We start from the raw sequence: 24409 nt of genomic DNA, 5'->3' as shown, positions 1-24409 counted from the left end.
GACAACCGGCCCACGCCTCGTTACAGCTCGCGCGGTACGGACACACCCGGCTTCAAGCTCATACAAAGCGACCGGACATTCGATGAATACTTCACGTCGCCATATTGTTTTTTCAATTCAGGAATCACCAGAAAGTCAAGCCCCGCGCTGCACGCAGACGTTTGCAGCATGAACTTTCACGCGGAATCTGCCCGCAGTGCACGCGAGCGACTAAAGTACGGCATCCGTACAGATTTTCATCGGACCGCGACGACCCCCGAGAAGAACATGCTCAAGAGCCTCTTTGGCGATCTCACCCCGCTCCGGGAGGCGGTGAACCGCTCGAATCGGAAGGAAGACCGCGAGCGCGAGCTGCAGGAAGCGGACTTCGCGACCACCACGATCATGGGCGTGGCCGGCGAGGAAGACTACGCCCAGGCCGCCGAGCCCGCGGCCGATCCGCACCGCGACGAGCTGCTGGTCAACGGCTCGCCGGCCCAGGCGATGCGCGCGCATTTCGCCAGCAGCCGCAAGGACACCTTCGTCCGGCAGAAGCTGATCACGATCTGCGACCCCTCGCACATGTGGGCCGCCTCGGTGATCCGCGCGCTGGCCGACGCCAGCGGCCAGCCGATCGAGCGGCTGCACCTGCGCGACCAGACCAGCCTGGCGCCGCTGGCCGACATCGAGCGCACGATGCTGCCGCGTCGCACCGACGACACGCTGAAGATCTACTACGCCGACATCCAGGCCGAGGGCCGCGATGCCGCCGAGGTGCAGATCGCGCTGATGGAGCGCTCCGACCTGTCGGTGGTGATCGTCGGGCCGATGGCGCCGGCCGACGTCGAGTCGATGCTCGAGGACATCCACCAGGCCGCGCACAGCCTGCAGTGGCAGTGCCGCAACCTGCTGTTCATGCTGCCGATCAACGCCGCGGCGCTGATGACGCGCATCCGCCAGATGGAATGGCCGGACCAGGTGCGCGTCGAGGCGATCTGCGAGTCGCTCACCAGCGCCAGCGCGGTCTGGAACCGCATGCTCGCGCACTGGCAGAAGCTGCGCACCGAGCAGGCCACGCCGAGCGCGCCCGCGCCGCTGCAGAGCGGCAGCGCGCCGATGCCGCTGACCGAGAGCCAGCTGCAGCGCGCCCAGGCCGCGGCGCTGCCGACGCGCCAGGCGACCGTCTTCGTCGGTCACCCGGCCGCGGCGCTGCCCGAGAACGCACCGGCGCCGCTGGGCGAGATCGTCACCGGCGGCGAGCCGCGCATCGACACCCGGCGCGCGCAGGCGGTGCTCGACGAGCTGACGGTGCTCGACGGACTGATCTTCGTCGCGCTGGTCAACGGCATGACCGGCGCGATCGTCGCCTGTCCGGCGCGCGGCCCCGACATCGACCGCGCCGCGCTGGCCGCCTCCGAGATCTGGAAGACGCACCGGCGCACGCTGCGCCAGCTCGGCCACTCGCGCCCCGGCGACCCGCTCGAGGAGATCCTCGTGACCGCCGGCAGCCGATACCACATCCTGCGCACGCTGCGCGCGCATCCGGACCTGTTCATCCTGTCGGTGCTCGACAAGCTGCGCAGCAACCTCGCGATGACACGCTACCGCATCATGGAAGCGCAGCAGGTGCTGATCTGATCCGGGCCCCGCGCCGGACCTCTCCCGACCCCATGCCGAAGCAGACGACCCAGGACGCCTGGGCCGGCCCGAGCGGCCTGCCCCCCGATGCCGCCGATGCGGTCCCTTTCACCACCCGGGAGCTGCGCACCCGCGCCGAGCGGCCGGACGCGCCGCCGCTCGGGATGCTGTTCCCGCGCGACGCGGCGCCTCCCGGGCAGCACATCGTCGTCTGGGATCCGCAGGCGAGCTGGCCGGCCTTCTCGCTGCGACCGCTGGCCCAGGCCGCGCATGGCGCGATCGGCGAGATCGTGCTGGTGCAGGAACAGCGCCCCGACACGCCGGTGGCACGGCTGCGCAGCACGCTGGTGCCGACGCCCTCCGGCCAGACGCTCGGCGTGATCCAGGTCGAGGCCGCGCCCGGCGACGATCTGGCGCTGCCGGTGGCGCTGTCGCTGCTGGCGCAGGCCGACCGCGCGGTCGTGCTGGCCGGCTCCGGGCAGGACAAGGAGCTGGTGCGCCGCATCGGCGAGCGCGTGCGCCCCGACAGCTGGCAGGGCCCGCCGCTGCTGCTGGTCTCGCCGGCCGACAAGCCCAGCCGCGCCGACCGGCTGCGCCGCTCGCACTGGCCGCGCGGCCTGCGCATCCATGTACTCGAACTGTTCCAGTCCGGCGCGCCGGACTGGAGCCAGCAGCTCGTCGCGATGGTCTGCGGCCAGGGCGAGGCCCCGGCCGCGCCTGCTGCGCCCGTGCCCGTGCCCGTGCCCGTGACCGCCTCTGCACCCGCAGCCCCGACCCTCCCCCCCCCTGCTTCGCCACCCGCCTTCCCGTCCCCGATGCCGACGACGCCCCTTCACGCCCACGCCGCCCACGACCTGCCCTCTCCGTCGCCATCGCCCGCCCCACGGGCCGCCGCCGGCGCGGACCTGGACGAGACCCGGGTCGCCCGCATGCTCGGCGTGCTGGCGATGGGGCCGGGCGTGGTCGGTGCCGCGCTGGTGAGCGTCGACGGCGCCGAGCTGCTGGCGATCGACGCCGCCACCGAGACCGCGCAGGCCGAGATCGAGCGCGCGGCGCGCCGCACCTGCGCGATGTGGCGCGCGCAGCAGGCGACGGGCGACGACGCGGTCGAGGCGCCCCCGGCCGAGCTGATGTGGACCGCCGCCGGCCGCCACCACCTCGCCCTGCCGCTGCCGCGTCAGCCCGGGCTGCTGCTGCTGGCCTGCATCGACCGCGACTTCGGCGACCTGTCGGCCGCACGCTGGCAGGCGGCGGTGGCGCGCAACCAGTGGCGCTGACGCCTCCGGCCGGCCCGCAGGCGCGACTCGGCCAGGCGACTCGGCTAGGATCGCGCCCTCATCCCCGCGATCCCGCACGACGACCATGACCGAACTCCAATTCGACTACACCCGCCAGGACGCCAGCGGGCAGAGCTGCACCGCGCTGGCCTGGGCGAAGGTGCCCAAGCCGCTGACCCGCGACGAGCGCCTGGCGCTGAAGGAGCGCGCCCGCACGCTGCTGAAGGAGCGCGGCGCGGTGCTGGTGGCCCACTACTACGTCGACGGCGACCTGCAGGACCTGGCGATCGAGACCGGCGGCTGCGTCTCCGACTCGCTCGAGATGGCACGCTTCGGCCGCGACCACGCCGCGCAGACCCTGGTCGTGGCCGGCGTGCGCTTCATGGGCGAGAGCGCCAAGATCCTCAGCCCCGAGAAGCGCGTGCTGATGCCCGACCTGGACGCGACCTGCTCGCTCGACCTGGGCTGCCCGGCCGAGCAGTTCGCCGCCTTCTGCGACGCGCACCCGGACCGCACCGTCGTCGTCTACGCCAACACCAGCGCCGCGGTGAAGGCGCGCGCCGACTGGATGGTCACCAGCTCCTGCGCGCTGTCGATCGTCGGCCACCTGCATGCGCAGGGCAAGAAGATCCTGTGGGCGCCGGACCGCCACCTGGGCAGCTACGTGCAGCGCCAGACCGGCGCCGACATGCTGATGTGGACCGGCGACTGCATCGTGCACAACGAGTTCAAGGGCACCGAGCTGGAGCTGCTGCGCCGGGAGCATCCGCTGGCCAAGGTGCTGGTGCACCCCGAGTCGCCGCAGAGCGTCGTCGAGCAGGCCGATGTCGTCGGCTCGACCGCGCAGCTGCTCAAGGCGGTCATCGAGATGGACGCGCCCGAGTTCATCGTCGCCACCGACAACGGCATGTTCCACCGCATGAAGCAGGCCGCGCCGAACAAGCGGCTGATCGAGGCGCCGACCGCCGGCAACAGCGCCACCTGCAAGAGCTGCGCGCACTGCCCGTGGATGGCGATGAACGCGCTGCAGGGCGTGATCGACTGCCTGGAGAAGGGCAGCGGCGAGATCCATGTCGAGGAGCCGGTGCGCTCGCAGGCGCTGGGCTGCATCGACCGCATGCTCGACTTCGTCAAGGCCAACCCGGCGGCGATCGCCAGGCCGGCCCAGGGCTTCGTGCCCAACATCGGCGCGGCCTGAGACGGCGGCACGGACCCGCGGTTCAAGTCGGGTCCCGGCCGGGCCGATGAAGACGGATCACGACGATCCCACTCACCGCCCGGCCATGAACATCGACTTCACCTCGGTCCACAACCACTACGAGCGCCCGGTCTTCGACGCGGTCACCCGGCTGGCGCCGAACTATCCCTACCTCGAGGCCGACGCGCTGCCCGACGTGGCCTGCGTCGCGCTCAACCGGCTGGGCTCGCGCTACATCCGCCACACGGTGGACCTGAACTTCTACCTGACCGAAAAGGAACGCCTCGCGATCGAGCAGACGATCGGCGAGGCGGTGACCTACGCGTTCGAGTTCGTGCAGGCGCGCATCGCGATGCGCGCCCGCCGCTGAACGGCCGAGCGTCGGCCGCGCGTCCAGCGTTCAGGCTGCGGCGCCCAGCGCCCCGGCCGGGGCACCGGCCTCCTCCTCGACCGCCACCGGACGGTGGCCGGCCGCGCCGTAGTGCGTGATGCAGACATAGCACACCAGCGGCACCAGGAAGGACACCAGCAGACCGGCCCGGTCGGCGACCGCCGCCTGCAGCAGTGGCACGATCGCGCCGCCGACGATGGCCATGCACAGCAGGCCCGAGCCGCGGCTGGTGAGCGCCCCCAGGCCTTCCAGCGCCAGCGAGAAGATGGTCGGGAACATCACCGAGTTCATCAGGCCGGTGGCCAGCAGCAGCCACATCGCCGCCGGACCGCCCAGCGCGATGGCCGCGCCGATCAGCAGCACGTTGGCCGCGGCCACCACCGTCAGCACGCGGCTGGCGCGGACGCGGCGCATGATCGCGCTGCCGGCGAAGCGGCCCACCATCGCCGCCCCCCAGTACATCGCCAGGTACTGGCCCGCCTTGGCATGGTCCAGTCCGGCGATCGAGGGCTCGGCCATCAGGTTGATCAGGAAGCTGCCGATGCCGACCTCCGCGCCGACATAGGCGAAGATCGCCACCGCGCCCAGCACCAGATGGCGGTGCGCCGTCAGGCGGCCGCGCCGGCCGGCGGGCACCTCCCCGGCCGAGGTGGCCGCGGCACGCTCGATGGCGCGTGCGTCCGGCAGGCGGAACATCGCCATCACCGCCGCCAGCACGAACAGCGTCGCCGCCAGCGCCTGGTACGGCCCCTGCACGCTGTCGCCGCCCTGCGCCGCCGAGGCGGCCTGGTCGGCCGCCCCCAGGATCAGCACCGACCCCAGCAGCGGCCCGGCGGTCGCGCCCAGCGAGTTGAAGGCCTGCGTCAGGTTCAGCCGGCTCGACGCCGTGTCCGGATGGCCCAGCAGCGTCACGTACGGGTTGGCCGCCACCTGCAGCAGCGTGATGCCCGCGGCCAGCACGAACAGCGCGCCCAGAAACAGCGGGTACGAGCGTAGGCTCTCGGCCGGGCCGAACATCAGGCAGCCCACGCCGACGATGCACAGGCCGACGACGATGCCGCGCTGGTAGCCCAGGCGCTGCAGCAGCCGCCCCGCCGGCAGCGAGACGATGAAGTAGGCGGTGAAGAAGCAGAACTGGATCAGCATCGCCTGCACGTAGCTCAGCGAGAACATCGCCTTCAGGTGCGGGATGAGGATGTCGTTCAGCGAGGTGATCAGACCCCACATGAAGAACAGCGAGGTCAGGACCGTCAGCGGACGGGAGTGCGATCGGGACATGTTGTCGTTCCGGCCCGGCACGGGCGTGCCGGGGCCTCAAGCGGTCGGAAAGAAGGAATTAAGATTCTAGCCGCTTGTTGAACGAAAAATTAATATGGATTGAAAGCTTTATTTCACCCTTTCAGCCACACAGCCCGGTCGACGACGGCGGCCGCGACACCGGCGCCGACGGCGAGGCCAGCCCCATGCCCAGCCCCGCCAGGCCGGCGCCGCGCCGGCTGCGCGCCGGGCGCACCAGCACGGTGGGGAAGCTCACCGGCAGCGGATCGGGAAAGTCGCGGCTGTAGTGCAGGCCGCGGCTTTCCTGGCGCATCAGGGCCGAGCGCACGATCAGCTCGGCGCAGTCGACCAGGTTGCGCAGCTCCAGCAGGTCGCGGTCGACGCGGAAGTTGGCGTAGTAGTCGTCGATCTCGTCGCGCAGCAGCTGGATGCGATGCAGCGCACGCTCCAGGCGCTTGGTGGTGCGCACGATGCCGACGTAGTTCCACATCAGCAGGCGCAGCTCGTCCCAGTTGTGGGCGATGACCACCTGCTCGTCGGCGTTGTGCACCTGGCTCTCGTCCCAGGCCGGCAGCAGCGGCTGATCGGCGCGCGGCGCGGCGACGATGGTCTCGGCGCAGGTCTTGCCCAGCACCACGCACTCCAGCAGCGAGTTGCTCGCCAGCCGGTTGGCGCCGTGCAGGCCGGTGTAGGTGGTCTCGCCGACCGCGTAGAGGCCCGGCAGGTCGGTGCGGCCCAGCAGGTCGGTGACCACGCCGCCGCAGGTGTAGTGCGCCGCCGGCACCACCGGGATGGGCTGACGCGCGATGTCGATGCCCAGGGCCAGGCAGCGCGCGTGGATGGTCGGGAAGTGCTCCTTCAGGAACGCCTCGCCTAGATGGGTCGCGTCCAGCCAGACGTGGTCCAGGCCGTGCTTCTTCATCTCGAAGTCGATCGCGCGGGCGACGATGTCGCGCGGTGCCAGCTCGCCGCGCGGATCGTGCGCCGGCATGAAGCGGGTGCCGTCGGGCAGCTTCAGGTGGCCGCCCTCGCCGCGCAGCGCCTCGGTGATCAGGAAGCTGCGGTCCTGCGGGTGATACAGGCAGGTCGGGTGGAACTGGATGAACTCCATGTTGCCCACCCGGCAGCCCGCGCGCCAGGCCATCGCGATGCCGTCGCCGGTGGCGGTGTCGGGATTGCTGGTGTAGCGGTAGACCTTGCCCACGCCGCCGCTGGCCAGCACCACCGCGCTGGTGGCGATCGTCTCGACGCGCTGGTGGTCGAGGTCGAGCACGTACACGCCGTGGCAGCGCGGCGCCGCGTCGCTGTGCAGGTGGCGCGGGGTGATCACGTCGATCGCCATCCAGCGCTCGCGCAGCTCGATGTTGGGGTGGCGCGCCACCTCGGCCAGCAGCGCCTGGTGGATGGCGTAGCCGGTGGCATCGGCCGCATGCGCGATGCGGCGCACCGCGTGGCCGCCCTCGCGCGTCAGGTGCAGGCCCAGCGGGCCGTCCGGGTCGGGCGAGAACGGCACGCCGCGCTCGACCAGCCACTCGATGGCCTCGGCGCTGCGCTCGGCGATGAAGCGCGCGGTGTGCTCGTCGACCAGGCCGGCGCCGGCCTCCTGCGTGTCGCGCACATGGCTCTCGATGCTGTCGTCGCGCCCCAGCACGCCGACGATGCCGCCCTGGGCCCAGGCCGTGGCCGCCTCGCCGAGCTGGCGCTTGGCCAGCACGATCACCCGCCGGGTGGACGCAAGCTCCAGGGCCACGGTCAGGCCGGCCAGACCGGCACCGATGATGACGACAGGCAGCGCGTCGTGGTCAGAAGTGGAAGAATTGAAAGACATGCTGGCGCACGATATGAAATCAAGGCCCGGATGATAGGATGATACGGTCCAGTTTTCGTGCCGGTGCCGTCTCTCTCGTCGACCTCTCTTGACCTCTTCGAGCCCTGCAGCGATTCCCCAGGAGACACCGGCCATGACCACCCTTTCGGGTCCGAGCTCGCGACCGCCCGTGCACGACGGCGACGAGGACCACTACGAGACGCAGATCCAGCGCAGCGTGCGCGACTACCTCGACGAGCCGGCCGACATCGGCCGGCCGGTCGGCAACAACACGCGCGAGCTCTTCGTGTCCTGCGAGCCGGCCGAGGCGCTGCAGCAGCAGTTCGAGTTCCTGCGCCCGAGCTACATCGTGCTGCACGACATCGCCAGCCGCGGCGCGCGGCGCATGCTGCACGCGGTGGCCGCCGCGGCCGGACGGCCGGTCGAGCGCCTGAACATCCGCCGCCAGAGCTACGGCACGACGCTGGCGGCGATCGACCATGTCGACTGCCCGGCTCGCCACGGCCACCGGGTGCGCATCTACAGCACCGACATCGACGCCGACAGCCCCAAGCGCAGCGCGCTGGCGCGGGTGCTGCTGTCGCAGGCGGCGCTGGCGGTGGTGCTGGTGGGCGACCTGCCGCAGCACGCCATCGGCGACGCGCTGCAGCCGCTGCGCGAGATGCTCTTCCATCCGGGCTGGCAGTGCCGCCACCTGCAGCTGATGCCGCTGTCGAACGGCAGCCACGCGGCGATGAACGGCCTGATCCAGGCGCTCGGCCTGGGCAGCGGGCTGGACTGCCGGCTGGCCGCGCCGGTCACCCGCCCGGCCGAGGCCTGGGCGATGGTCAGCGCGCGCTGGAACGAGATCGAGCACCTGCGCCGCCCCGACGGCCAGGGCGCGCTGCTGGCGCCCTTCGCGCCGGCCGGCGGCGAGGCCATGCAGCCGATGCCGCCGACCTCCGGCACGGCCGGCGGCGAACGCGCGCCGCTGGCGGCGCAGTCCACGCCGATGGAGCGCTTCGCGCTGGAGCTGCACGCGCTCAACGGCGTGCAGGCCGCCTGCGTGTTCGACATCGCCACCAGCCGCGTCATCGCGCATGCCGGCGCGGCCGCGCGCGGCGCCGACCTGGCGCGGCGCGGCTCGCTGCTGCTGGCCGCCGGCAACAGCACCCGGCGCCAGCTGCAGATCCCGGGCCAGGCCGACGAGGTGCTGGTCATGGGCGGCACCGATGCGCTGGGCGTGCGCACGCTGGTGTCGCAGCCGGGCCTGGCGATGCATCTGGTGTACCGGCCGACGCAGACGAGCTGGATGCAGCTGCGGCCGCGGCTGATGGCGCTGGACGCGGCGCTGCCGCGCACGCCGGTGCTCTGAGCGGGCGGCGGCGTCCGGCCGTGGCAGGAATGTCGCAAAGCCGACCCCGGGCGGCCCGCACCGCATGGCACGAAGGCTGCGTGGAAGAGACGGAACACGACACTCCTGCCACGGACACTGCCGCGATGCCGAACGACGCCGACGCTCCGCCGACCGCCCGCCACCGGGTCATTCTCTGCCACTTCGACGGCTACAGCACCGCGCTGCTGTTCGCGCGCTGGCCCTCGGGCAGCCTGCTGTGGCCGGCGCCGCTGGCCGAGGGCGCCCGGGCCTTCGCGGCGACCGATGCCGCACTGCCGGCGGCCGAGGAGGGTGCCGCCGTGCGCGAGGCCGCCATCGCGCAGCTCGGCCTGAACCCGGCCGAGGTGGTGCGCGTGGCCGAATTCGACGAGGGCCTGACCGAGGCCGACGGCAGCACGGTGCGGGTGCACCTGCTGCGCTTCGACACCTTCGAGGCGCCCGGCGCGGCGATCGAGCCCGCCGGCGGCGTCTTCCGCCACCTGCCCGCGCTGCGGGGCAGCTCGCCGGTCGAGCTGGGCCTGCTGCGGGTGGTGTTCAACCTGATGATCGGTGGCGGCGGCCGCGCCTGAGCACGTTCAGGCCAGCGAACGCACGTCGGGCTCGCGCGCCCAGCGACGCTGGATGCCGGCCGCCATCAGCCCGTCGAGCGCGACGATGCCGTCATCGTCGACATCGATGCCGGCGTGGTCGAGCAGGCGCTGCGTGGCCGGGCAGTGCGCGATGACCTTGCAGTGCGCATGGGCGTCCATGAACCACTGCACCGCCGCGCTCTCGCGCACCAGGCGATAGGCCGCATCCGGCGACAGCACGCCGACCACCGCGTCGAACAGCACCGAAGGCGAGCCGGCGAGCTGGCCGTCGGCCTTGAGCGTGCCGCCCTTGAGCCGGAGCTCTCCCACCTTCGGCGCGACGAGGAAGACGCTGCCGCCCGCGCCCTTGATGTCGGTGCACAGCTTGCGGATGCTCGCCAGGTTCGACCCTTCGTCGAACAGGATCGCGACCTTGCGCCCGGCAAAGCCGTGCGGGGCACGCGCCTGCATCGACAGCGCGGCCGACGGCGCCATCTCGACCGGCTCGCGCGCCACCGGCGCGGCGTCCAGCAAGGGCATCGCCAGACCGCGGGCCACGCGCGAGGCGAGGTCCTCGTCGACGCGGCGCAGGCGCGAGAGCACCCGGGTGCGGATCGCCTCGATCTTCACCTTGGACAGCTCGAACACCAGCGCCGAGGCGATGTGCGCCTGCTCGCTGGCGGTCTGCGAGCGCCAGAACATCGTGGCCTGGCTGTAGTGGTCGGCGAAGAGCTCGGCGCGCACGCGCAGCTTGCTGGTGGCCGGCGCCCCGATGCCGGAGAAGGAGCGGAAGCCCTCGCCCGGCGCCTCGCGCGGGCCCGGGTCCTCGCCGGCCTCGGCCAGCGTGTTGGGCTCGTAGCTGGCACGCCCGCGCGGCACCTTCGTCTGCATCATCCCGTCACGCAGGAAGTTGTGGAACGGGCACTTCGGCGCGTTGACCGGGATCTGGTGGAAGTTGGTCGTGCCCAGGCGCGACTTCTGCGTGTCCAGGTAGGAGAACAGCCGCCCCTGCAGCAGCGGATCGTCGCTGAAGTCGATGCCCGGAATCAGGTTCGAGGGCAGGAAGGCCACCTGCTCGGTCTCGGCGAAGAAGTTGTCCGGGTTGCGGTTCAGCGTCATGCGGCCGACGATCCGCACCGGAATCTCCTCCTCGGGAATGAGCTTGGTGGCATCGAGCACGTCATAGGGCTGCTTCGCGGCCCAGGCCTCGTCGAAGACCTGGATGCCCAGGTCCCAGGCCGGGAAGTCGCCCGCCTCGATCGATTCGAACAGGTCGCGGCGGTGGAAGTCGGGGTCGGCCCCGGCGATCTTCACCGCCTCGTCCCAGCAGGTGGCCTCCAGGCCCAGCACCGGCTTCCAGTGGAACTTGACGAAGCGGCTCTCGCCCTCGGCGTCGACCAGACGGAAGGTGTGCACGCCGAAGCCCTCCATCATGCGCAGGCTGCGCGGCAGGGCCCGGTCCGACATCGCCCACATCACCATGTGCATGGCCTCGGGCATCAGGCCGATGAAATCCCAGAAGGTGTCGTGCGCCGAGGCGGCCTGCGGGTAGCCGCGGTCGGCCTCCATCTTCACGCTGTGGATCAGGTCGGGAAACTTGATCGCGTCCTGGATGAAGAAGACCGGGATGTTGTTGCCGACCAGGTCCCAGTTGCCGCTGTCGGTGTAGAACTTGACGGCGAAGCCGCGCACGTCGCGCGGCGTGTCGGCCGAGCCTGCGCCGCCGGCCACGGTCGAGAAGCGAGCGAAGACCGGGCAGGTCGTGCCGGCCTTCTGGAAGATCGAGGCGCGGGTCAGCTCGGGAATGGCCTGGGTGCACTCGAAGACGCCGTGCGCGCCGGAGCCGCGGGCGTGCACGATGCGCTCAGGGATGCGCTCGTGGTCGAAGTGGAAGATCTTCTCGCGCAGCACGAAGTCCTCGAGCAGCGTCGGCCCGCGCTCGTGCGCCCGCAGCGAGTTCTGGTTGTCGCTGACCGGCACCCCGTGGTTCGTGGTCAGCACCGGCACGCCGGCGCCGGCGCTCTGGTGGGTTTCGCCGGCCTGGCCGGTGCTCAGGGCGGGAACATCGGGACGCGGGGTCTTCTTGGGCATGGGCACCTCGTGGGAGCGGTGGAACATCGATCCCGCCACTCTAGGAAGCGCCCGGCCCCGCCCCTGTAGGACAGGGACGAGACCGCCGTCGGAAGAACCCGCGCGTGCCGGACCCCGTTCAGTGCACCGTCCGCCCGAAGCTGAAGCCGCCGTCGGCGCCGACCTCGATCGGGATGACGTCCTTCGGCCCGAACCGGCCTTCGAGGATCAGCTTGGCGACCGGGTTCTCGATGCGCTGCTGGATCGCGCGCTTCAGGGGCCGCGCGCCGAACACCGGATCGAAGCCGACCTTGGCCAGCTCGGCCAGCGCCGCCGGCGACACCTCGAGCTGCATCTCCATCTTCGCCAGCCGCGCCTCCAGGCCCTTGAGCTGGATCTTCGCGATCGACTCGATGTGCGTCTGGTCGAGCGCGTGGAACACCACCGTCTCGTCGATGCGGTTCAGGAACTCCGGGCGGAAGTGCTGCTTGACCTCGCCCCAGACCGCGTCCTTGATGTCCTCCGGCGGCTGGCCGGCCATCGACATGATCAGGTGCGAGCCCAGGTTGCTGGTCATGACGATCACGGTGTTCTTGAAGTCCACCGTGCGGCCCTGGCCATCGGTCAGGCGCCCGTCGTCGAGCACCTGCAGCAGCACGTTGAAGACATCCGGGTGCGCCTTCTCGACCTCGTCGAGCAGCACCACGCTGTAGGGCTTGCGCCGCACGGCCTCGGTCAAGTAGCCGCCCTCGTCATAGCCCACATAGCCCGGCGGCGCGCCGATCAGGCGGCTGACGGTGTGCTTCTCCATGAACTCGCTCATGTCGATGCGGATCATGTGGTCTTCCGAGTCGAACAGGAAGCCGGCCAGCGCCTTGCACAGCTCGGTCTTGCCCACGCCCGTGGGGCCCAGGAACAGGAAGCTGCCCAGCGGCCGGTTCGGGTCGGACAGACCCGCGCGGCTGCGCCGGATCGCGTCCGACACCGCGACGATAGCCTCGTCCTGACCGACCACGCGCTCGTGCAGGCGGCCTTCCATCTTCAGCAGCTTGTCGCGCTCGCCCTGCATCAGCTTCGAGACCGGGATGCCGGTGGCGCGGCTGACCACCTCGGCGATCTCCTCGGCGCCCACCATCGTGCGCAGCAGCTGCGGGCCCTTGCCGCCGGCGGCCTTGCCAGCCTCCTTGGCCTGCGCCTCCTTCAGGCGCTTCTCCAGGTCGGGCAGCTTGCCGTACTGCAGCTCGGCGACCTTGTCGAAATTTCCCTTGCGCTTCAAGTCCTCGATCTGCACGCGGATGCGGTCGATCTCCTCCTTGACCTGGGCCGAGCCCTGGGCCTGCGCCTTCTCGGCCTTCCAGATCTCCTCGAGGTCGGCGTACTCGCGGCCCAGGCGCTCGATCTCCTCCTCGAGCAGGCCCAGGCGCTTGATCGACGCCTCGTCCTTCTCGCGCCGGACCGCCTCGCGCTCGATCTTCAGCTGGATCATGCGGCGGTCGAGCTTGTCCATCACCTCGGGCTTGGAGTCGATCTCGATCTTGATCTTGGCCGCGGCCTCGTCGATCAGGTCGATGGCCTTGTCGGGCAGGAAGCGGTCGGTGATGTAGCGGTGCGAGAGCTCGGCCGCGGCGACGATGGCCGGGTCGGTGATCTCCACGCCGTGGTGCACCTCGTACTTCTCCTGCAGGCCGCGCAGGATGGCGATCGTGGCCTCGACGCTGGGCTCGTCGACCAGCACCTTCTGGAAGCGGCGCTCCAGCGCGGCGTCCTTCTCGACGTACTTGCGGTACTCGTCCAGCGTGGTGGCGCCGATGCAGTGCAGCTCGCCGCGTGCCAGCGCGGGCTTGAGCATGTTGCCGGCGTCGATGGCGCCTTCGGCCTTGCCGGCGCCGACCATGGTGTGCAGCTCGTCGATGAAGAGGATGATGCGGCCCTCGTCCTGGGCGACTTCCTTCAGCACCGACTTCAGACGCTCCTCGAACTCGCCGCGGAACTTGGCGCCGGCCAGCAGGCCCGCCATGTCCAGCACCAGCACGCGCTTGTCCTTCAGGCTCTCGGGCACCTCGCCGTTGACGATGCGCTGCGCCAGGCCCTCGACGATGGCGGTCTTGCCCACGCCCGGCTCGCCGATCAGCACCGGGTTGTTCTTCGAGCGGCGCTGCAGCACCTGGATGGCGCGGCGGATCTCGTCGTCGCGGCCGATCACCGGGTCGAGCTTGCCGATGCGGGCGCGCTCGGTCAGGTCGAGCGTGTACTTCTTCAGGGCCTCGCGCTGGCCCTCGGCCTCGGCAGAGTCGACGTTCTGGCCGCCGCGCACCGCGTCGACGGCGCCTTCCAGCGCCCGGCGGGTCAGGCCGCAGGCGCGCACCGCCTGGCCGTAGTCGGTCTTGGCATCGCTCAGGGCCAGCAGCACGATCTCGCTGGCCAGGAACTGGTCGCCGCGCCGGGCGGCCTCCTTCTCGGCGGCCTGCAGCAGCGCGACCAGATCGCGTCCGGGCTGGAGCTGCGCGCCGTCGACCTTGGGCAGACGGGCGAGCGCCGCGTCGGTCGCCTCTTCGAGCGCACGCAGGCTGACGCCGGCGCGCTGCAGCAGCGAGCGCGGGCCGTCGTCCTGGTTCAGCAGCGCCTGGACGAGATGGGGGGGTTCGATGTAGGCATGGTCCGCCGTGTTGGCCAGGCTCTGGGCGTCGGCCAGGGCCTGCTGCAGCAGCGTGGTGAACTTGTCGATTCGCATGGGGATGGTTCCTCCGGTTGAGCCGCACTTGGGGAGGCCGCCACGGCATTTCAAGAGCGTGCGTCGCCGGGCCGGATTGATCCTGCGCAAGGACGGCCCGTGCTAGCGTTCCGCCATGAACAGCTCCCCGCCCCTGTCCGCGATGCACGACCTGATCGCCTTCATCCTCGAGATCGACCGCCTGAAGGGCGTCACCCGCAAGACCCGGCCCGCCGGCATGGAACGGCTGGAGAACTCCGCCGAGCACAGCTGGCAGATCGCGATGATGGCCCTGGCGCTGGCGCCGCATGCGGCCGGACCCGTCGACATCGACCGCGTCGTGCGCATGCTGCTGGTGCACGACATCGGCGAGATCGACACCGGCGACACGCTGGTCTACGTCGAGGACGGCTGGGAGGAGCGCAAGGCGGCCGAGCGCGCCGCGGTGCAGCGCATCTTCGCGCTGCTGCCGCCGGAGCAGGCGGCGCCCTTCGTCGCGCTCTGGGAGGAGTTCGAGGCCGAGAGCAGCGCGGAGGCGCGCTTCGCGCACGCGATCGACCGCGCGATGCCGGTGCTGCTGAACCTGTCGGCCGAAGGGCGCAGCTGGCGCGAGAACGGCGTGAGCCACGCGCGGGTCGTGCGCCGCATCGCCGCGCCGATCCGCGATGGCTGCCCTGCGCTGTGGACCTACCTCGAGGCCCGGCTCGAGGAGGGGCGGCAGCGCGGCTTCTTCGCGCCCTGACGCCGCCCCGCCCCGCTCATCGGCAGGTCTTGCCGGTCGGCTTGTTGTCGCGGCCGACGACCACGCCCTGGGCCAGCGAGAAGTACGGATCGCAGGGCGGCGGCGCCTTCGCGGTGGTCGCGGCGACCGTCGCGGAGGGCTCCTTCTCGTCGCCGTCGATGACCGCGCGCACGAAGTAGGCGTAGCTCGTCTGCGGCTCGAGCAGCGAGTCGGCGAAGAAGGGCTGCGTCGTCTCGCTGGCTGCCGCGCCGCCCTTGCCACCGGTGCGGTAGACCTTGTAGCGGCTGGCGCCCTGGACCGGCTCCCAGCGCAGCAGCACCTGCGAGGCGGTCTCGTCGAGCACCTGCACCTCGGGGCGGCCGGCGGTGGCCGGCACCCGCGCCAGCGTGCCGGTCAGCGAGGCGTCGGCCAGCTGCTCGGCCATGCGCCAGACCGCGGCGATCTGCACGCCCTGGCTGGAGGCGAAGCTGCCGACCGGCCACTGGCCCGACATCGCGCGCGCCGGCACGTCGTCGTTGTAGCCCCACCAGTCCCAGCAGCCCATCGGGTTGAACGGCCGGCTCATGTCGTAGCTCGTCATCGCCTTGCCCAGGCTGCCCAGCGCGTCGCGGGCCGCGCCCATCGGACTGACCGCGGCGCTGAGCGCGTTGCCGCTGACCGCGTTGGTCGGCATCGCCTGCGGGTACAGCACGACGATGCGGTTCTGGTCGGCCCACTCGTTGACGCCGGCGTGGCGCGCGAAGTAGTCGCGCTGGCCGGTCACCTTGCCCATGTCGGTGGCGCTCTGCATGCAGCCGTGGAAGGCGATGTGCAGGCGGCAGGTGGTGCTGCCGTCCTCGCAGGCCTTCGGCACGTAGAGGTAGCCCTCCTCGCCCATCGCGATCTCGTCGGTGGCCTTGACCGGCGTCTTGCCGTCGATCAGCTTCAGGTAGGGCATCTGGCCGAAGGCCATGAAGCGTCCGCCCGGCGTGGCGGTGCGCGTCAGCCGGCCGTAGAACATCTGCAGCGCCGAGCCGGCCGCGTCGTACGGATCACGCTCCGGCAGCGCGCAGCTGTTGATGAAGGCGCCGCCCTCGGTCTCGCACGGGTTGCAGTGGCTGCCGGTGCAGGCCGAGCTGATCTGCGCGTGCCCCGCGTTGAGGTCGTCCTTGTGGAAGACCTGGCTGGCGGGCAGACGCGGCGTCATGCCCGAGGCGCTGCGGCCGTTCGGATGGCGGCCGGTGTACCAGCCCACCAGCGCCTGCGACACCGGCAGCTTGACGATGCCGTCGTTGTAGCCGTGGAAGACCCAGATCGCCTGGTTGCGGATGCCCTCGACCCTGTCGATGCGGCGGTTCCTGGCCATGCGCTCGACATCGCGCTGCGCCTTGCCCTGGAAGGCATAGGTGAAGGTGCCGTCCGAAGGATCGACCAGCCGGTCAGTGGCGGCCGGCTGCATCGCCGGATCGCCCTGCATGCAGCGGCTGACCGCGGCCGTCGGCGAGCCGACGTCCCCGTCGGTGGCGCACATGTAGGGCCCGCCGGCGGTGGCGGCCACGCCGCGCACCAGGCTGGACTTCACGACGCCCATCTGCACCGCCATGTACGCGCCCGACGAGATGCCCGAGACCGTCGTCTCGGCCAGGTCGATGCGCAGCCGGGGCAGCTTGCCCAGTGCCCAGGCGCTGTGGCCCGGACAGAAGCTGCCCAGGATGCCCAGCGCAAGTGCCACCCGTCCGGCCTGTCGGATGCTCATGAATCCCTCCAGAATGTTGCGCTGCAGCATAAACGCAATCCACCGGCCGGTCCCGTCGAAAGACGAAAAAAGAAACACGATGCCCTTGGTGGCATGATGCACGCTCACCATGCCCTACTCGCTCACCGACAAGCTCGTCATCGGCATCTCCTCGCGGGCGCTCTTCGATCTGGAGCACGAGAACCGGCTCTTCGATGCCCAGGGCGTCGAGGCCTTCTCCTGCTACCAGCGCGAGCACGAGGACGAGCCGCTGCGCCCCGGCACCGCCTTCCCGCTGGTCCAGGCGCTGCTGGGGCTCAACGCGCTGCTGCCGGAGCGCCGCATCGAGGTGGTGGTGATCTCGCGCAACTCGCCCGACACCGGCCTGCGCGCCTTCAACGCGATCGAGGCGCACGGCCTGGCGATCGAGCGCGCGGCCTTCACCGGCGGCGCGCACTCGCTGGTGGGCTACCTGAAGGCCTTCGACGTCGACCTCTTCCTGTCGCGCAATCCCGGCGACGTGCAGGAGGCGATCGACCACGGCGTGGCCGCGGCGCTGCTCTACGACCCGCCGGCGGACTTCCGCGCGCCGGCCGGCCAGATCCGCATCGCCTTCGACGGCGACGCGGTGCTGTTCTCGCCCGAGTCCGAGCGCATCTACAAGACGCAGGGGCTGGAGGCCTTCATCGCGCACGAGCGGCTGCACCGCCACGACGCGATGGCCGAAGGGCCCTTCGCCAAGCTGCTGATGCGGCTGTCGGCGCTGCAGCGCGAGTTCGCCGCCGGCACCTGCCCGGTGCGCATCGCCATCGTGACCGCACGCAGCAGCCCGGCGCATGCACGGGTGATCCACACGCTGCGCGACTGGGGCGTGAACGTCGACGAGGCCTTCTTCCTGGGCGGCGCCCCGAAGGAGACGGTGCTGGCCGCCTTCGGCGCGCAGATGTTCTTCGACGACCAGGACAGCCATGTGCGCCCGGCCTCCGGGCATGTGCCGGCGGGCATCGTGCCCTATGCGGGCGGGCGGCTGCTGCCGCAAGGCGAAGCAGCGCCGCTCGCGGACGGCGCTCAGCCTCCGGCGCGCTGACGCAGCAGCCGATCCAGGGACAGGCCGATCTGGGCCGACAGCGCGCGGCGGCCCTTCTCGCTCAGGTGGATGGCATCCGGAAGATAGAGGTCGCGACTCCGATTGAAATCGGTGGCCACCGGATCGAAGTCGATGATGCGGTAGGAATCTGCCGGGAGACTCTCCTGGAGATTCTTCGCCAGAGCACTGCGGTACATGGGAATCACGTCGATCTGGTCATGGTGATAGACCATGCGCATCATCCTGCGCCGGACCCGGCCGAGAGGATCGGAGGACCGGGCCTGCTCGATCCCGTATTCCGGCAGCTCGACCACCAGGGGAAAGATGCCGCGGCGGCTCAATGCCTCGACGATCAGCCGCACATGGTGCGAATAATGGTCGGCACCGATATACCCCTGGGAATCGTTGACGCCCGCCAGCACCACGGCCGCATGGAACGGCGCACCGAACAGCACGTCCTGACTGGAATGAGGGTCCGACTGCGGGGCGAACATGTCGCGATAGATCAGCTGCGAGCGCGCGCCGGGATGTCCGTGACTGGTGATCCGGACATTCCAGCCGCGGTCATGCAGATCCTTCTCGACGAAGTCGTCGAGTTTCCTCCCTGAGGCCCAGCTGTCTCCGATGATGGCGATGCGCACATTCCTGTCGACCACGGCCGGGGCATTCCGTAAAGGCAACCGGTCCGGCGGTGCAGAGAAACTCCTTGAATAGGTCCACAAGGAACCGCACAGGCAGATCATGGCCATGATGGCGATCATGGCCAGACGTTGAAAAGATCTCACGAAACGACACCGCAGGATGATTGATTTCATCGATCCGGAGCCGGCCCGGATCCCCCCTTGTCGCACGCGGAACTTGTTCACACGCCGGCTTTCGCCCTGGCGTGCGCTGCTCCTGTCAGGCGACGTGCACGATTATTGCAGCCGCCACAGATGCTTCACGTATCACAATTCACGCCAAAGCGATACGCTGAAGAACCCCACCAAAGTCAGGGCAAATCATCGGAACAGGGATTGAAAACCATCCCGTTCCCATGTCACTTCACCGGAATCGGCTTGCCCACCGGCACCGCGGTGATGCTGTTCTTCGGCGAGCCCTCGATCAGCTTGTCGGAGTAGGTCATGTAGACCAGCGACTGGCGCCTGGCGTCGACGATGCGCACGATGCGCAGCTTCTTGAACAGGATCGACAGGCGCTCGCTGAAGACCTCGTCCTGCTGCGGCAGCGGGCCCTTGATGCGGATCTCGGACACCTGGCGGCAGGCGATCGAGGCGTCCGACTTGTCGGTGGCCAGACCGACCGCGCCGCTGATGCCGCCGGCCTTGGCGCGCGACACATAGCAGGTCACGCCCTCGACCAGCGGATCGTCATAGGCCTCGACGACGATCTTGTGGTCGGGGCCGATCAGCTTGAAGACGGTCGAGACCTCGCCGAGCACCTCGGCGCGGGCGGCCGTCGCCAGCGTGGTCGCGGCCAGCGCGCAGGCACGCAGCATCGGGGAAATCCGGCGGAATCGGGAAAGGGTCGGGTTCATCGTGTCGGCCGCACGCGGCGGCAGGGTGACGGAAGCGTCGATTGTGCCGCCCGCGCATGTCCGCGCCCTGATCAGGGCGCCGGAGCGCGCGCCTCGGCCGGGCGCAGCAGCCACGACTCGGCATCGAGCACCGCGTGCAGGCCGAGCGAGGCCGCCAGATGCCGAGCCGCCTCGGCGTCGACGCGGGATCGCGACGCCCGTGGCAGCTCCGGCGCCAGCTGCGCGGCATCCAGCGGCGCCAGCGGCTGCAGCTCCAGCCGCACCGCCGACGCATCGAAGCCGATCCTCAGCCGGCTGCCAGCGGCCAGATGGTCCTGCGCATGGCAGAGCATCGCCAGCGTGCCCAGCAGCAGCGGCCCCAGCGGCACGCTGGCCCCGGCATCGCGCTCGACCCCGGTCGAATCGATGACGATGCCCGCCAGCCGCAGCGGCTGTTCCATCAGCCCGATCGCCAGCGCGACGATCGAGCCGGCCGGCATCTGCTCGTCGGCCATGCCGTCCCAGCGGCGCAGCTCGCGCAGGCCGCGCGTCAGCTCGATCAGGTGCGACTCGAGCTGCTGCACCCGGCGCAGGCCGTCCTGCGGCGACAGGTCCTCGCGCTCCAGGCGCCGGCGCATCACCGCCAGCTCCATGCGCGCCACCGAGATCGGCCCGAGCAGGTCGTGGCGCAGCGTCGGCAGCACGCGCATCAGGATCTCGTGGCGCACGCCCGCGGCCAGCCAGTCGGCCGCGACCAGGGTGACGGCGGGATTCATGCGCCCCCCCCGTCCCGGACGACATCCTGCAGCAGCGCCAGCAGCAGCGCCAGATCGGCCGGCTTGGCCAGACAGGCGTCGAACGGCCCGGTGCGCGCCACCTGCTCCGGGTCGTCGCCCGACAGCGCGATCAGCCGCGCCCGCGCGCCGCCGGGCAGCGCACGCAGCCTCCGCGCCAGCTCGCCGCCGGCGAGATCGGGCAGCCGGGAATCGATCAATGCCGCATCGGCCGGCCGGCTCGCCCAGCACTGCAGCGCCTGCGCACCGTCGTGCGCGCACTGCACCTCGAAGCCCTCGAACTCGAGCCACTCGCCGAGCAGCTCGGCCGCATCGACGTGGTCATCGACCACCAGCACACGACGAAAGGAAATCCCTGAGGAAGGCAGGACAGGCAGCATGCGCACAAGCAGGTCAGCAGAAAAACGGGAACGACGTGAAATTCGTGAATTGCGTCATTCTCGACGCTGCGCGGGCGCCTGCCCATCAGGACACGGCGTTGTCCTACAGCCCTGCAGCCGGGCGGACACGGTGCCGCTCAGCCGCCCCGCACCGCCAGCGCCTTGGCGATGCGTTGCCGCGACACCGTCGGCTTCGGCACCCGGCCGCGCAGCTTCGGGTGCTCGAACCAGGCGCGCACGTCCTGGTCCAGGCCGATGCCGTGCATGTAGTTGTAGAGCGCCTTCTTCAGCCCGACGCCCAGCGCGTCGTGGTCGGTGCCGGTGGGATCATGGAAGCCCACATCGTTCTTCGCGAAGCCGCCGGCGGGCAGCGGCAGCAGCGTGATGCCGTACTCCTCGGGATTCAGACCGACCGGCGAATGCACCGTGCAGGCGAAGCGGTGGAAGAAGCCGCTCTGGATGCAGCCGTGCTCGAAGAGCTGGCGCACGTATTCCAGCGCGTCGACCGTGTCCTGCACCGTCTGCGTCGGGAAGCCGTACATCAGGTAGGCGTGCACCAGGATGCCGGCGTCGCTGAAGCCCTTGGTCACGCGCGCGACCTGCTCGACCGACACGCCCTTCTTCATCAGCGCCAGCAGCCGGTCGGAGGCCACCTCCAGCCCGCCCGACATCGCGATGCAGCCGCTCTCGGCCAGCAGCTCGGCCAGCTCCGGCGTGAAGGTCTTCTCGAAGCGGATGTTGCCCCACCACGAGATCTGCACGCCGCGCTTGATGAGCTCCAGCGCCAGCGCCTTGAGCGCCTTCGGCGGCGCGGCCTCGTCGACGAAGTGGAAGCCGGTCTGGCCGGTCTCATTGACGATGCGCTCGATGCGATCGACCAGCTCGGTGGCCGAAGCCCCCTCGTAGCGCGAGATGTAGTCCAGCGAGACGTCGCAGAACGAACACTTCTTCCAGTAGCAGCCGTGCGCCACGGTGAGCTTGTTCCAGCGCCCGTCGCTCCAGAGCCGGTTCATCGGGTTGAGCATGTCGAGCAGCGACAGATACTTCTGCAGCGGCAGCCCGTCCCAGGTCGGCGTGCCGACCTCGGCGAAGGCGATGTCGGGCTCGGGAAAGCTGATGAAGCGCACCCGCGCCGCCTCGCCCTCGCCTTCGCGCACGAAGGCGCGCACCAGCCGCTCGCGCGAGCGCTTGCCCTGCAGGTGGTCGATCAGCGCCAGCAGCGGGCGCTCGCCCGCATCCAGCGTGATGATGTCGACGTAGTCGAAGAGGCGCGGCTCGGCCAGCTCGCGCAGCTCGGTGTTGACGAAGCCGCCGCCCAGCGCGATGCACAGCGGCTCTTCCCCAGCAGCGACGCGCTCGGCCGCCCAGGCGCGCGCCGTCTCGGCGATGCGCAGCGCCGCGTAGACCGCGCCCGGAAACGGCACCGACAGCAGCAGCAGGCGCGGCTGGTGGCGCTCCAGCGCGGCGCGGGTCAGCTCGGCGAGCAGCTCGTCGATCAGGTTGGGCGGCGCGGCCAGCGCCTGGGCCAGCGGGTCGAAGCTGGGCTGGCTGGTGGCGAGCTTCTCGGCGTAGCGCACGAACTCGAAGCGCGGGTCGACCGCATCGCGCAGCACATCGGCCAGATCGTTCAGGTAGAGCGTGGCCAGGTGGCGCGCCTTGTCCTGCAGGCCCAGAGCGCCGAAGGCCCAGGCCAGCGGATCGCCGCCGTCGTCGTCGCCATAGGCATCGATCGGCGCGAAGCGCGCACCCTCGGGCAGGAACATGCGGCTGTTGATGCGGTGCGCCAGCGTGGGATCTCGCCCCTGCAGGAAGGCGATGACGCGCTCGATCGTCGCCTCGTAGGCGTCGAAGGCCTCCAGGAAGTGCGCGACCTGCGGCGTGGGGCCGCGCTTCGGCGCCGGTGCCGCCTCGATGCGGCGGCGGATCTCGCGCAGGCCCTCGCGGCTGAGCAGGCGCAGCACCAGCGCCAGCGCCAGATCCTCCTGCACCGCATCGAAGCCGCGCGAGCGCAGGAAGCCGGTCAGGTAGGCGGTGGACGGGTACGGGGTGTTGAGCTGCGTCATCGGCGGGATGACGGACAGCACGCGCAGCGGCGCGGGATCAGCGACAGAGGTCATGGCACCGGCGGGGTTCGGGCAGCGAGGCGCGACCGCCAGGGGCCGCGGAGGGCGCGATTGTGCCAGTGCAGGCAGCACCAAGCAGGGCAAGGCTTGCGCAAGCATGATGTCGACGACCCGCAACACCAATTCGATAGCCAAATCCTATCATCGTGAAGAATTTCACATCCAACTGTCCTGCCCGGCATCAATTGAGAAACGAATATCAGAATTTCCGCTTTTCGGTTATCATGATTACCGAATCAAAAAAAGGTGCGCCTGACATCAGATCGCGCAGCACCAGAGATTCATCAGGGAGAATTCACATGATGATCATCAAGGCCTGCGGCGCACTGCCCATCCATTGGCCAAACGCCACCATGGCAGACGCAATCACGGCACCATCTGCAGCCAGAGCCAGCCGTTTGTCGTCATTGGCGATATAAATCCAAGAAAACATCTTATTCGTGGCACACCATCGCCGCGAAGATTCCCGCCAAGCCTCGGCAATCCAGGATTCTTCCTAACAGGTCGCCCGGAAATATATTCTCATCCAACAGCGGACGAGAGACCCCTCATTTCCGGGGGGGCGGTCGGATATTCAATTATCTCGGAACTCAATCTAATCATGCAACATGGATTCATGATGCGGGGCTTGGCCCTGCTCGTCTTGAGCGCAAGCCTGCTGCTGCAGGGCTGCGCTCAGCCACCAGTCACTGCACCGACCCGACCGGGACTGGATAACACGCCGGACCTGGGCCGGTTCGACCGGTTCGATCTGGTCGCGCAGGCCGCCAGCACCGGGCAGACACCGACACGACTCCAGGGCACACTGGCCTTCAGTCGCAGCGGTGCAGCCTTCGAGACCCGAGATGAGCAGGGTCGTCCGGCGGGGCGGCTGTTCGTGCAGCCCGATGCCTGCCATGACGCTCCCGGCGAAGACTGTCAGCGCCGCTTCGTGGTCACCGGACGCCTCAGCAGCGGCGACACCGGAGTGAGCTGCTACGTGCCTGTCCGCAATGACACCGCGATCGGCTATGCAGGGCAAGCGCTGACCGGCATCTGCCAGGACCGGCACGGCCGCCTGTTCTCGCTGACGCTGTTCAGCCGATGAGCCCTCGCAGCAGAAAACGGATCATGATGACTTCACCCTCCATCACTCGACTGATGGGCGCCAGCCTGCTGGTGATGACACTCGGTGGCTGCCTGCCCGACTCGCTGCAGGACGCAGCGGCACTGCGCACGCTGGCGACCCAGTCGCTCGACCAGCGCAACTTCGCCGATGCGGTCTCGCGGGCTCGGCGCCTGGTCGAGAAGACTCCGCAGGATGTCGAGGCGCACTACCTGCTGGCCCAGGCCCTGGCGCAGTCCGGCGAGCGTACTGCGGCGCTGGTCGCACTCGAGCAGGCGATTCGCCAGGGACTGCGCGACGCCGGCCGCATCGAAGCCGAGCCACGCCTGGAGCCGCTGCGCGACATGAATGCCTACGAGGACATGATGTCGATGCAGTTCCCGGAACGCCAGTCGGTCTCGGTGCGGGCAGGCAGCGTGCGCGCCTCGGTCAGCTCAGGCGCCACGACGACAAGTCAGCGCGCGGGCGAAGCCGTCTCCATCGAGCAGCGCGGCGGCAAGCAGGTGGTGCGTGCCGGCGATCTGGTCGTCGAGCTGCCTCCGGACCGCTGATCGCGGGCGGCTGCCCCCTGTTTTTTCCCCGGTCGACCCGAGGCGCCACCACCCAGGCGGTGTGCGTCGATCCCCCGGCGTGCC

Annotated in this window: 21 protein-coding genes; 10 read left to right on the top strand and 11 right to left on the bottom strand. The window is 70.0% G+C overall.

What is annotated here, in order from left to right:
* Positions 1–267 precede the first annotated feature (267 nt).
* The 4 genes from HNQ01_RS08915 to HNQ01_RS08900 all read left to right on the top strand — a co-directional run bounded on the left by HNQ01_RS08915 (position 268) and on the right by HNQ01_RS08900 (position 4462).
* On the top strand, positions 268–1617 hold the full coding sequence (locus HNQ01_RS08915) for a hypothetical protein (RefSeq protein ID WP_217427460.1): 1350 nt from the start codon (positions 268–270) through the stop codon (positions 1615–1617).
* A gap of 32 nt (positions 1618–1649) precedes the next feature.
* On the top strand, positions 1650–2894 hold the full coding sequence (locus HNQ01_RS08910; protein WP_173805020.1) for a hypothetical protein: 1245 nt from the start codon (positions 1650–1652) through the stop codon (positions 2892–2894).
* A gap of 85 nt (positions 2895–2979) precedes the next feature.
* Positions 2980–4092, top strand: a complete 1113-nt coding sequence (gene nadA, locus HNQ01_RS08905; RefSeq protein ID WP_173805019.1) for a quinolinate synthase NadA — start codon at positions 2980–2982, stop codon at positions 4090–4092.
* Positions 4093–4177: 85 nt separating this feature from the next.
* Positions 4178–4462, top strand: coding sequence for a late competence development ComFB family protein (locus tag HNQ01_RS08900; protein WP_173805018.1), 285 nt, complete (start codon positions 4178–4180; stop codon positions 4460–4462).
* Positions 4463–4492: 30 nt separating this feature from the next.
* Here HNQ01_RS08900 and HNQ01_RS08895 read toward each other — a convergent pair whose 3' ends face one another.
* A complete protein-coding gene (locus HNQ01_RS08895) occupies positions 4493–5761 on the bottom strand; it encodes a sugar MFS transporter (protein WP_173805017.1) in 1269 nt (422 codons plus the stop codon).
* Positions 5762–5882: 121 nt separating this feature from the next.
* Entirely contained in the window at positions 5883–7589 is a 1707-nt protein-coding gene (nadB, locus tag HNQ01_RS08890; RefSeq protein ID WP_173805016.1) for an L-aspartate oxidase, read from the bottom strand.
* A gap of 133 nt (positions 7590–7722) precedes the next feature.
* Here nadB and HNQ01_RS08885 point away from each other — a divergent pair, with 133 nt between their 5' ends.
* Both HNQ01_RS08885 and HNQ01_RS08880 read left to right on the top strand, forming a co-directional pair.
* Complete coding sequence (locus HNQ01_RS08885; protein ID WP_173805015.1) at positions 7723–8943, top strand: hypothetical protein; 1221 nt, start codon at positions 7723–7725, stop codon at positions 8941–8943.
* Between the two features lie 125 nt (positions 8944–9068).
* A complete protein-coding gene (locus tag HNQ01_RS08880) occupies positions 9069–9533 on the top strand; it encodes a hypothetical protein (protein WP_173805014.1) in 465 nt (154 codons plus the stop codon).
* Positions 9534–9539: 6 nt separating this feature from the next.
* Here the strand turns inward: HNQ01_RS08880 and HNQ01_RS08875 are convergent, their stop codons facing one another.
* Positions 9540–11624, bottom strand: a complete 2085-nt coding sequence (locus HNQ01_RS08875) for a catalase (protein ID WP_217427459.1) — start codon at positions 11622–11624, stop codon at positions 9540–9542.
* 118 nt (positions 11625–11742) lie between these two features.
* On the bottom strand, positions 11743–14334 hold the full coding sequence (clpB, locus tag HNQ01_RS08870; RefSeq protein ID WP_173805012.1) for an ATP-dependent chaperone ClpB: 2592 nt from the start codon (positions 14332–14334) through the stop codon (positions 11743–11745).
* Between the two features lie 115 nt (positions 14335–14449).
* On the opposite strand from clpB, the gene HNQ01_RS08865 reads away from it, so the two are divergent.
* On the top strand, positions 14450–15055 hold the full coding sequence (locus tag HNQ01_RS08865; RefSeq protein ID WP_217427458.1) for an HD domain-containing protein: 606 nt from the start codon (positions 14450–14452) through the stop codon (positions 15053–15055).
* A gap of 16 nt (positions 15056–15071) precedes the next feature.
* On the opposite strand, the gene HNQ01_RS08860 is transcribed toward HNQ01_RS08865, so the two are convergent.
* The gene (locus HNQ01_RS08860) at positions 15072–16790 is read right to left on the bottom strand and encodes a hypothetical protein (protein WP_173805011.1); all 1719 of its coding nucleotides are present in this window, start codon (positions 16788–16790) and stop codon (positions 15072–15074) included.
* A 109-nt stretch (positions 16791–16899) separates the two neighbouring features.
* On the opposite strand from HNQ01_RS08860, the gene HNQ01_RS08855 reads away from it, so the two are divergent.
* Positions 16900–17856 carry a 5'-nucleotidase gene (locus tag HNQ01_RS08855; RefSeq protein WP_173805010.1) on the top strand — a complete coding sequence of 319 codons (957 nt, stop codon included), beginning with the start codon at positions 16900–16902 and terminating at the stop codon, positions 17854–17856.
* Here the strand turns inward: HNQ01_RS08855 and HNQ01_RS08850 are convergent.
* The 6 genes from HNQ01_RS08850 to HNQ01_RS08825 form a co-directional block, all read right to left on the bottom strand.
* Complete coding sequence (locus tag HNQ01_RS08850) at positions 17838–18617, bottom strand: SGNH/GDSL hydrolase family protein (RefSeq protein WP_173805009.1); 780 nt, start codon at positions 18615–18617, stop codon at positions 17838–17840. The two genes, HNQ01_RS08855 and HNQ01_RS08850, sit on opposite strands and share 19 nt — an antisense overlap.
* Before the next feature lie 278 nt (positions 18618–18895).
* On the bottom strand, positions 18896–19354 hold the full coding sequence (locus HNQ01_RS08845) for a CreA family protein (RefSeq protein ID WP_286180621.1): 459 nt from the start codon (positions 19352–19354) through the stop codon (positions 18896–18898).
* Between the two features lie 110 nt (positions 19355–19464).
* Positions 19465–20148, bottom strand: coding sequence for a hypothetical protein (locus tag HNQ01_RS08840; RefSeq protein WP_173805007.1), 684 nt, complete (start codon positions 20146–20148; stop codon positions 19465–19467).
* Positions 20145–20546: a response regulator gene (locus HNQ01_RS08835; RefSeq protein ID WP_173805006.1), complete on the bottom strand. Its 402-nt coding sequence runs from the start codon at positions 20544–20546 to the stop codon at positions 20145–20147. Before HNQ01_RS08835 ends, HNQ01_RS08840 begins: the two co-directional genes overlap by 4 nt.
* Before the next feature lie 137 nt (positions 20547–20683).
* The gene (locus HNQ01_RS08830; protein ID WP_173805005.1) at positions 20684–22663 is read right to left on the bottom strand and encodes a B12-binding domain-containing radical SAM protein; all 1980 of its coding nucleotides are present in this window, start codon (positions 22661–22663) and stop codon (positions 20684–20686) included.
* Between the two features lie 301 nt (positions 22664–22964).
* Entirely contained in the window at positions 22965–23102 is a 138-nt protein-coding gene (locus HNQ01_RS08825) for a hypothetical protein (protein WP_173805004.1), read from the bottom strand.
* 195 nt (positions 23103–23297) lie between these two features.
* On the opposite strand from HNQ01_RS08825, the gene HNQ01_RS08820 reads away from it, so the two are divergent.
* Both HNQ01_RS08820 and HNQ01_RS22670 read left to right on the top strand, forming a co-directional pair.
* On the top strand, positions 23298–23756 hold the full coding sequence (locus HNQ01_RS08820) for a hypothetical protein (protein WP_173805003.1): 459 nt from the start codon (positions 23298–23300) through the stop codon (positions 23754–23756).
* Between the two features lie 26 nt (positions 23757–23782).
* Positions 23783–24325 carry a tetratricopeptide repeat protein gene (locus tag HNQ01_RS22670; protein WP_173805002.1) on the top strand — a complete coding sequence of 181 codons (543 nt, stop codon included), beginning with the start codon at positions 23783–23785 and terminating at the stop codon, positions 24323–24325.
* The last annotated feature ends 84 nt before the right edge of the window (positions 24326–24409 follow it).

The organism is Sphaerotilus uruguayifluvii (assembly GCF_013294065.1).
Classification (GTDB): Bacteria; Pseudomonadota; Gammaproteobacteria; order Burkholderiales; family Burkholderiaceae_C; genus Sphaerotilus; species Sphaerotilus uruguayifluvii.
The sequence above is the reverse complement of the archived record's forward strand: the minus strand, read 5'-3'. Positions and strand labels throughout refer to the sequence as shown.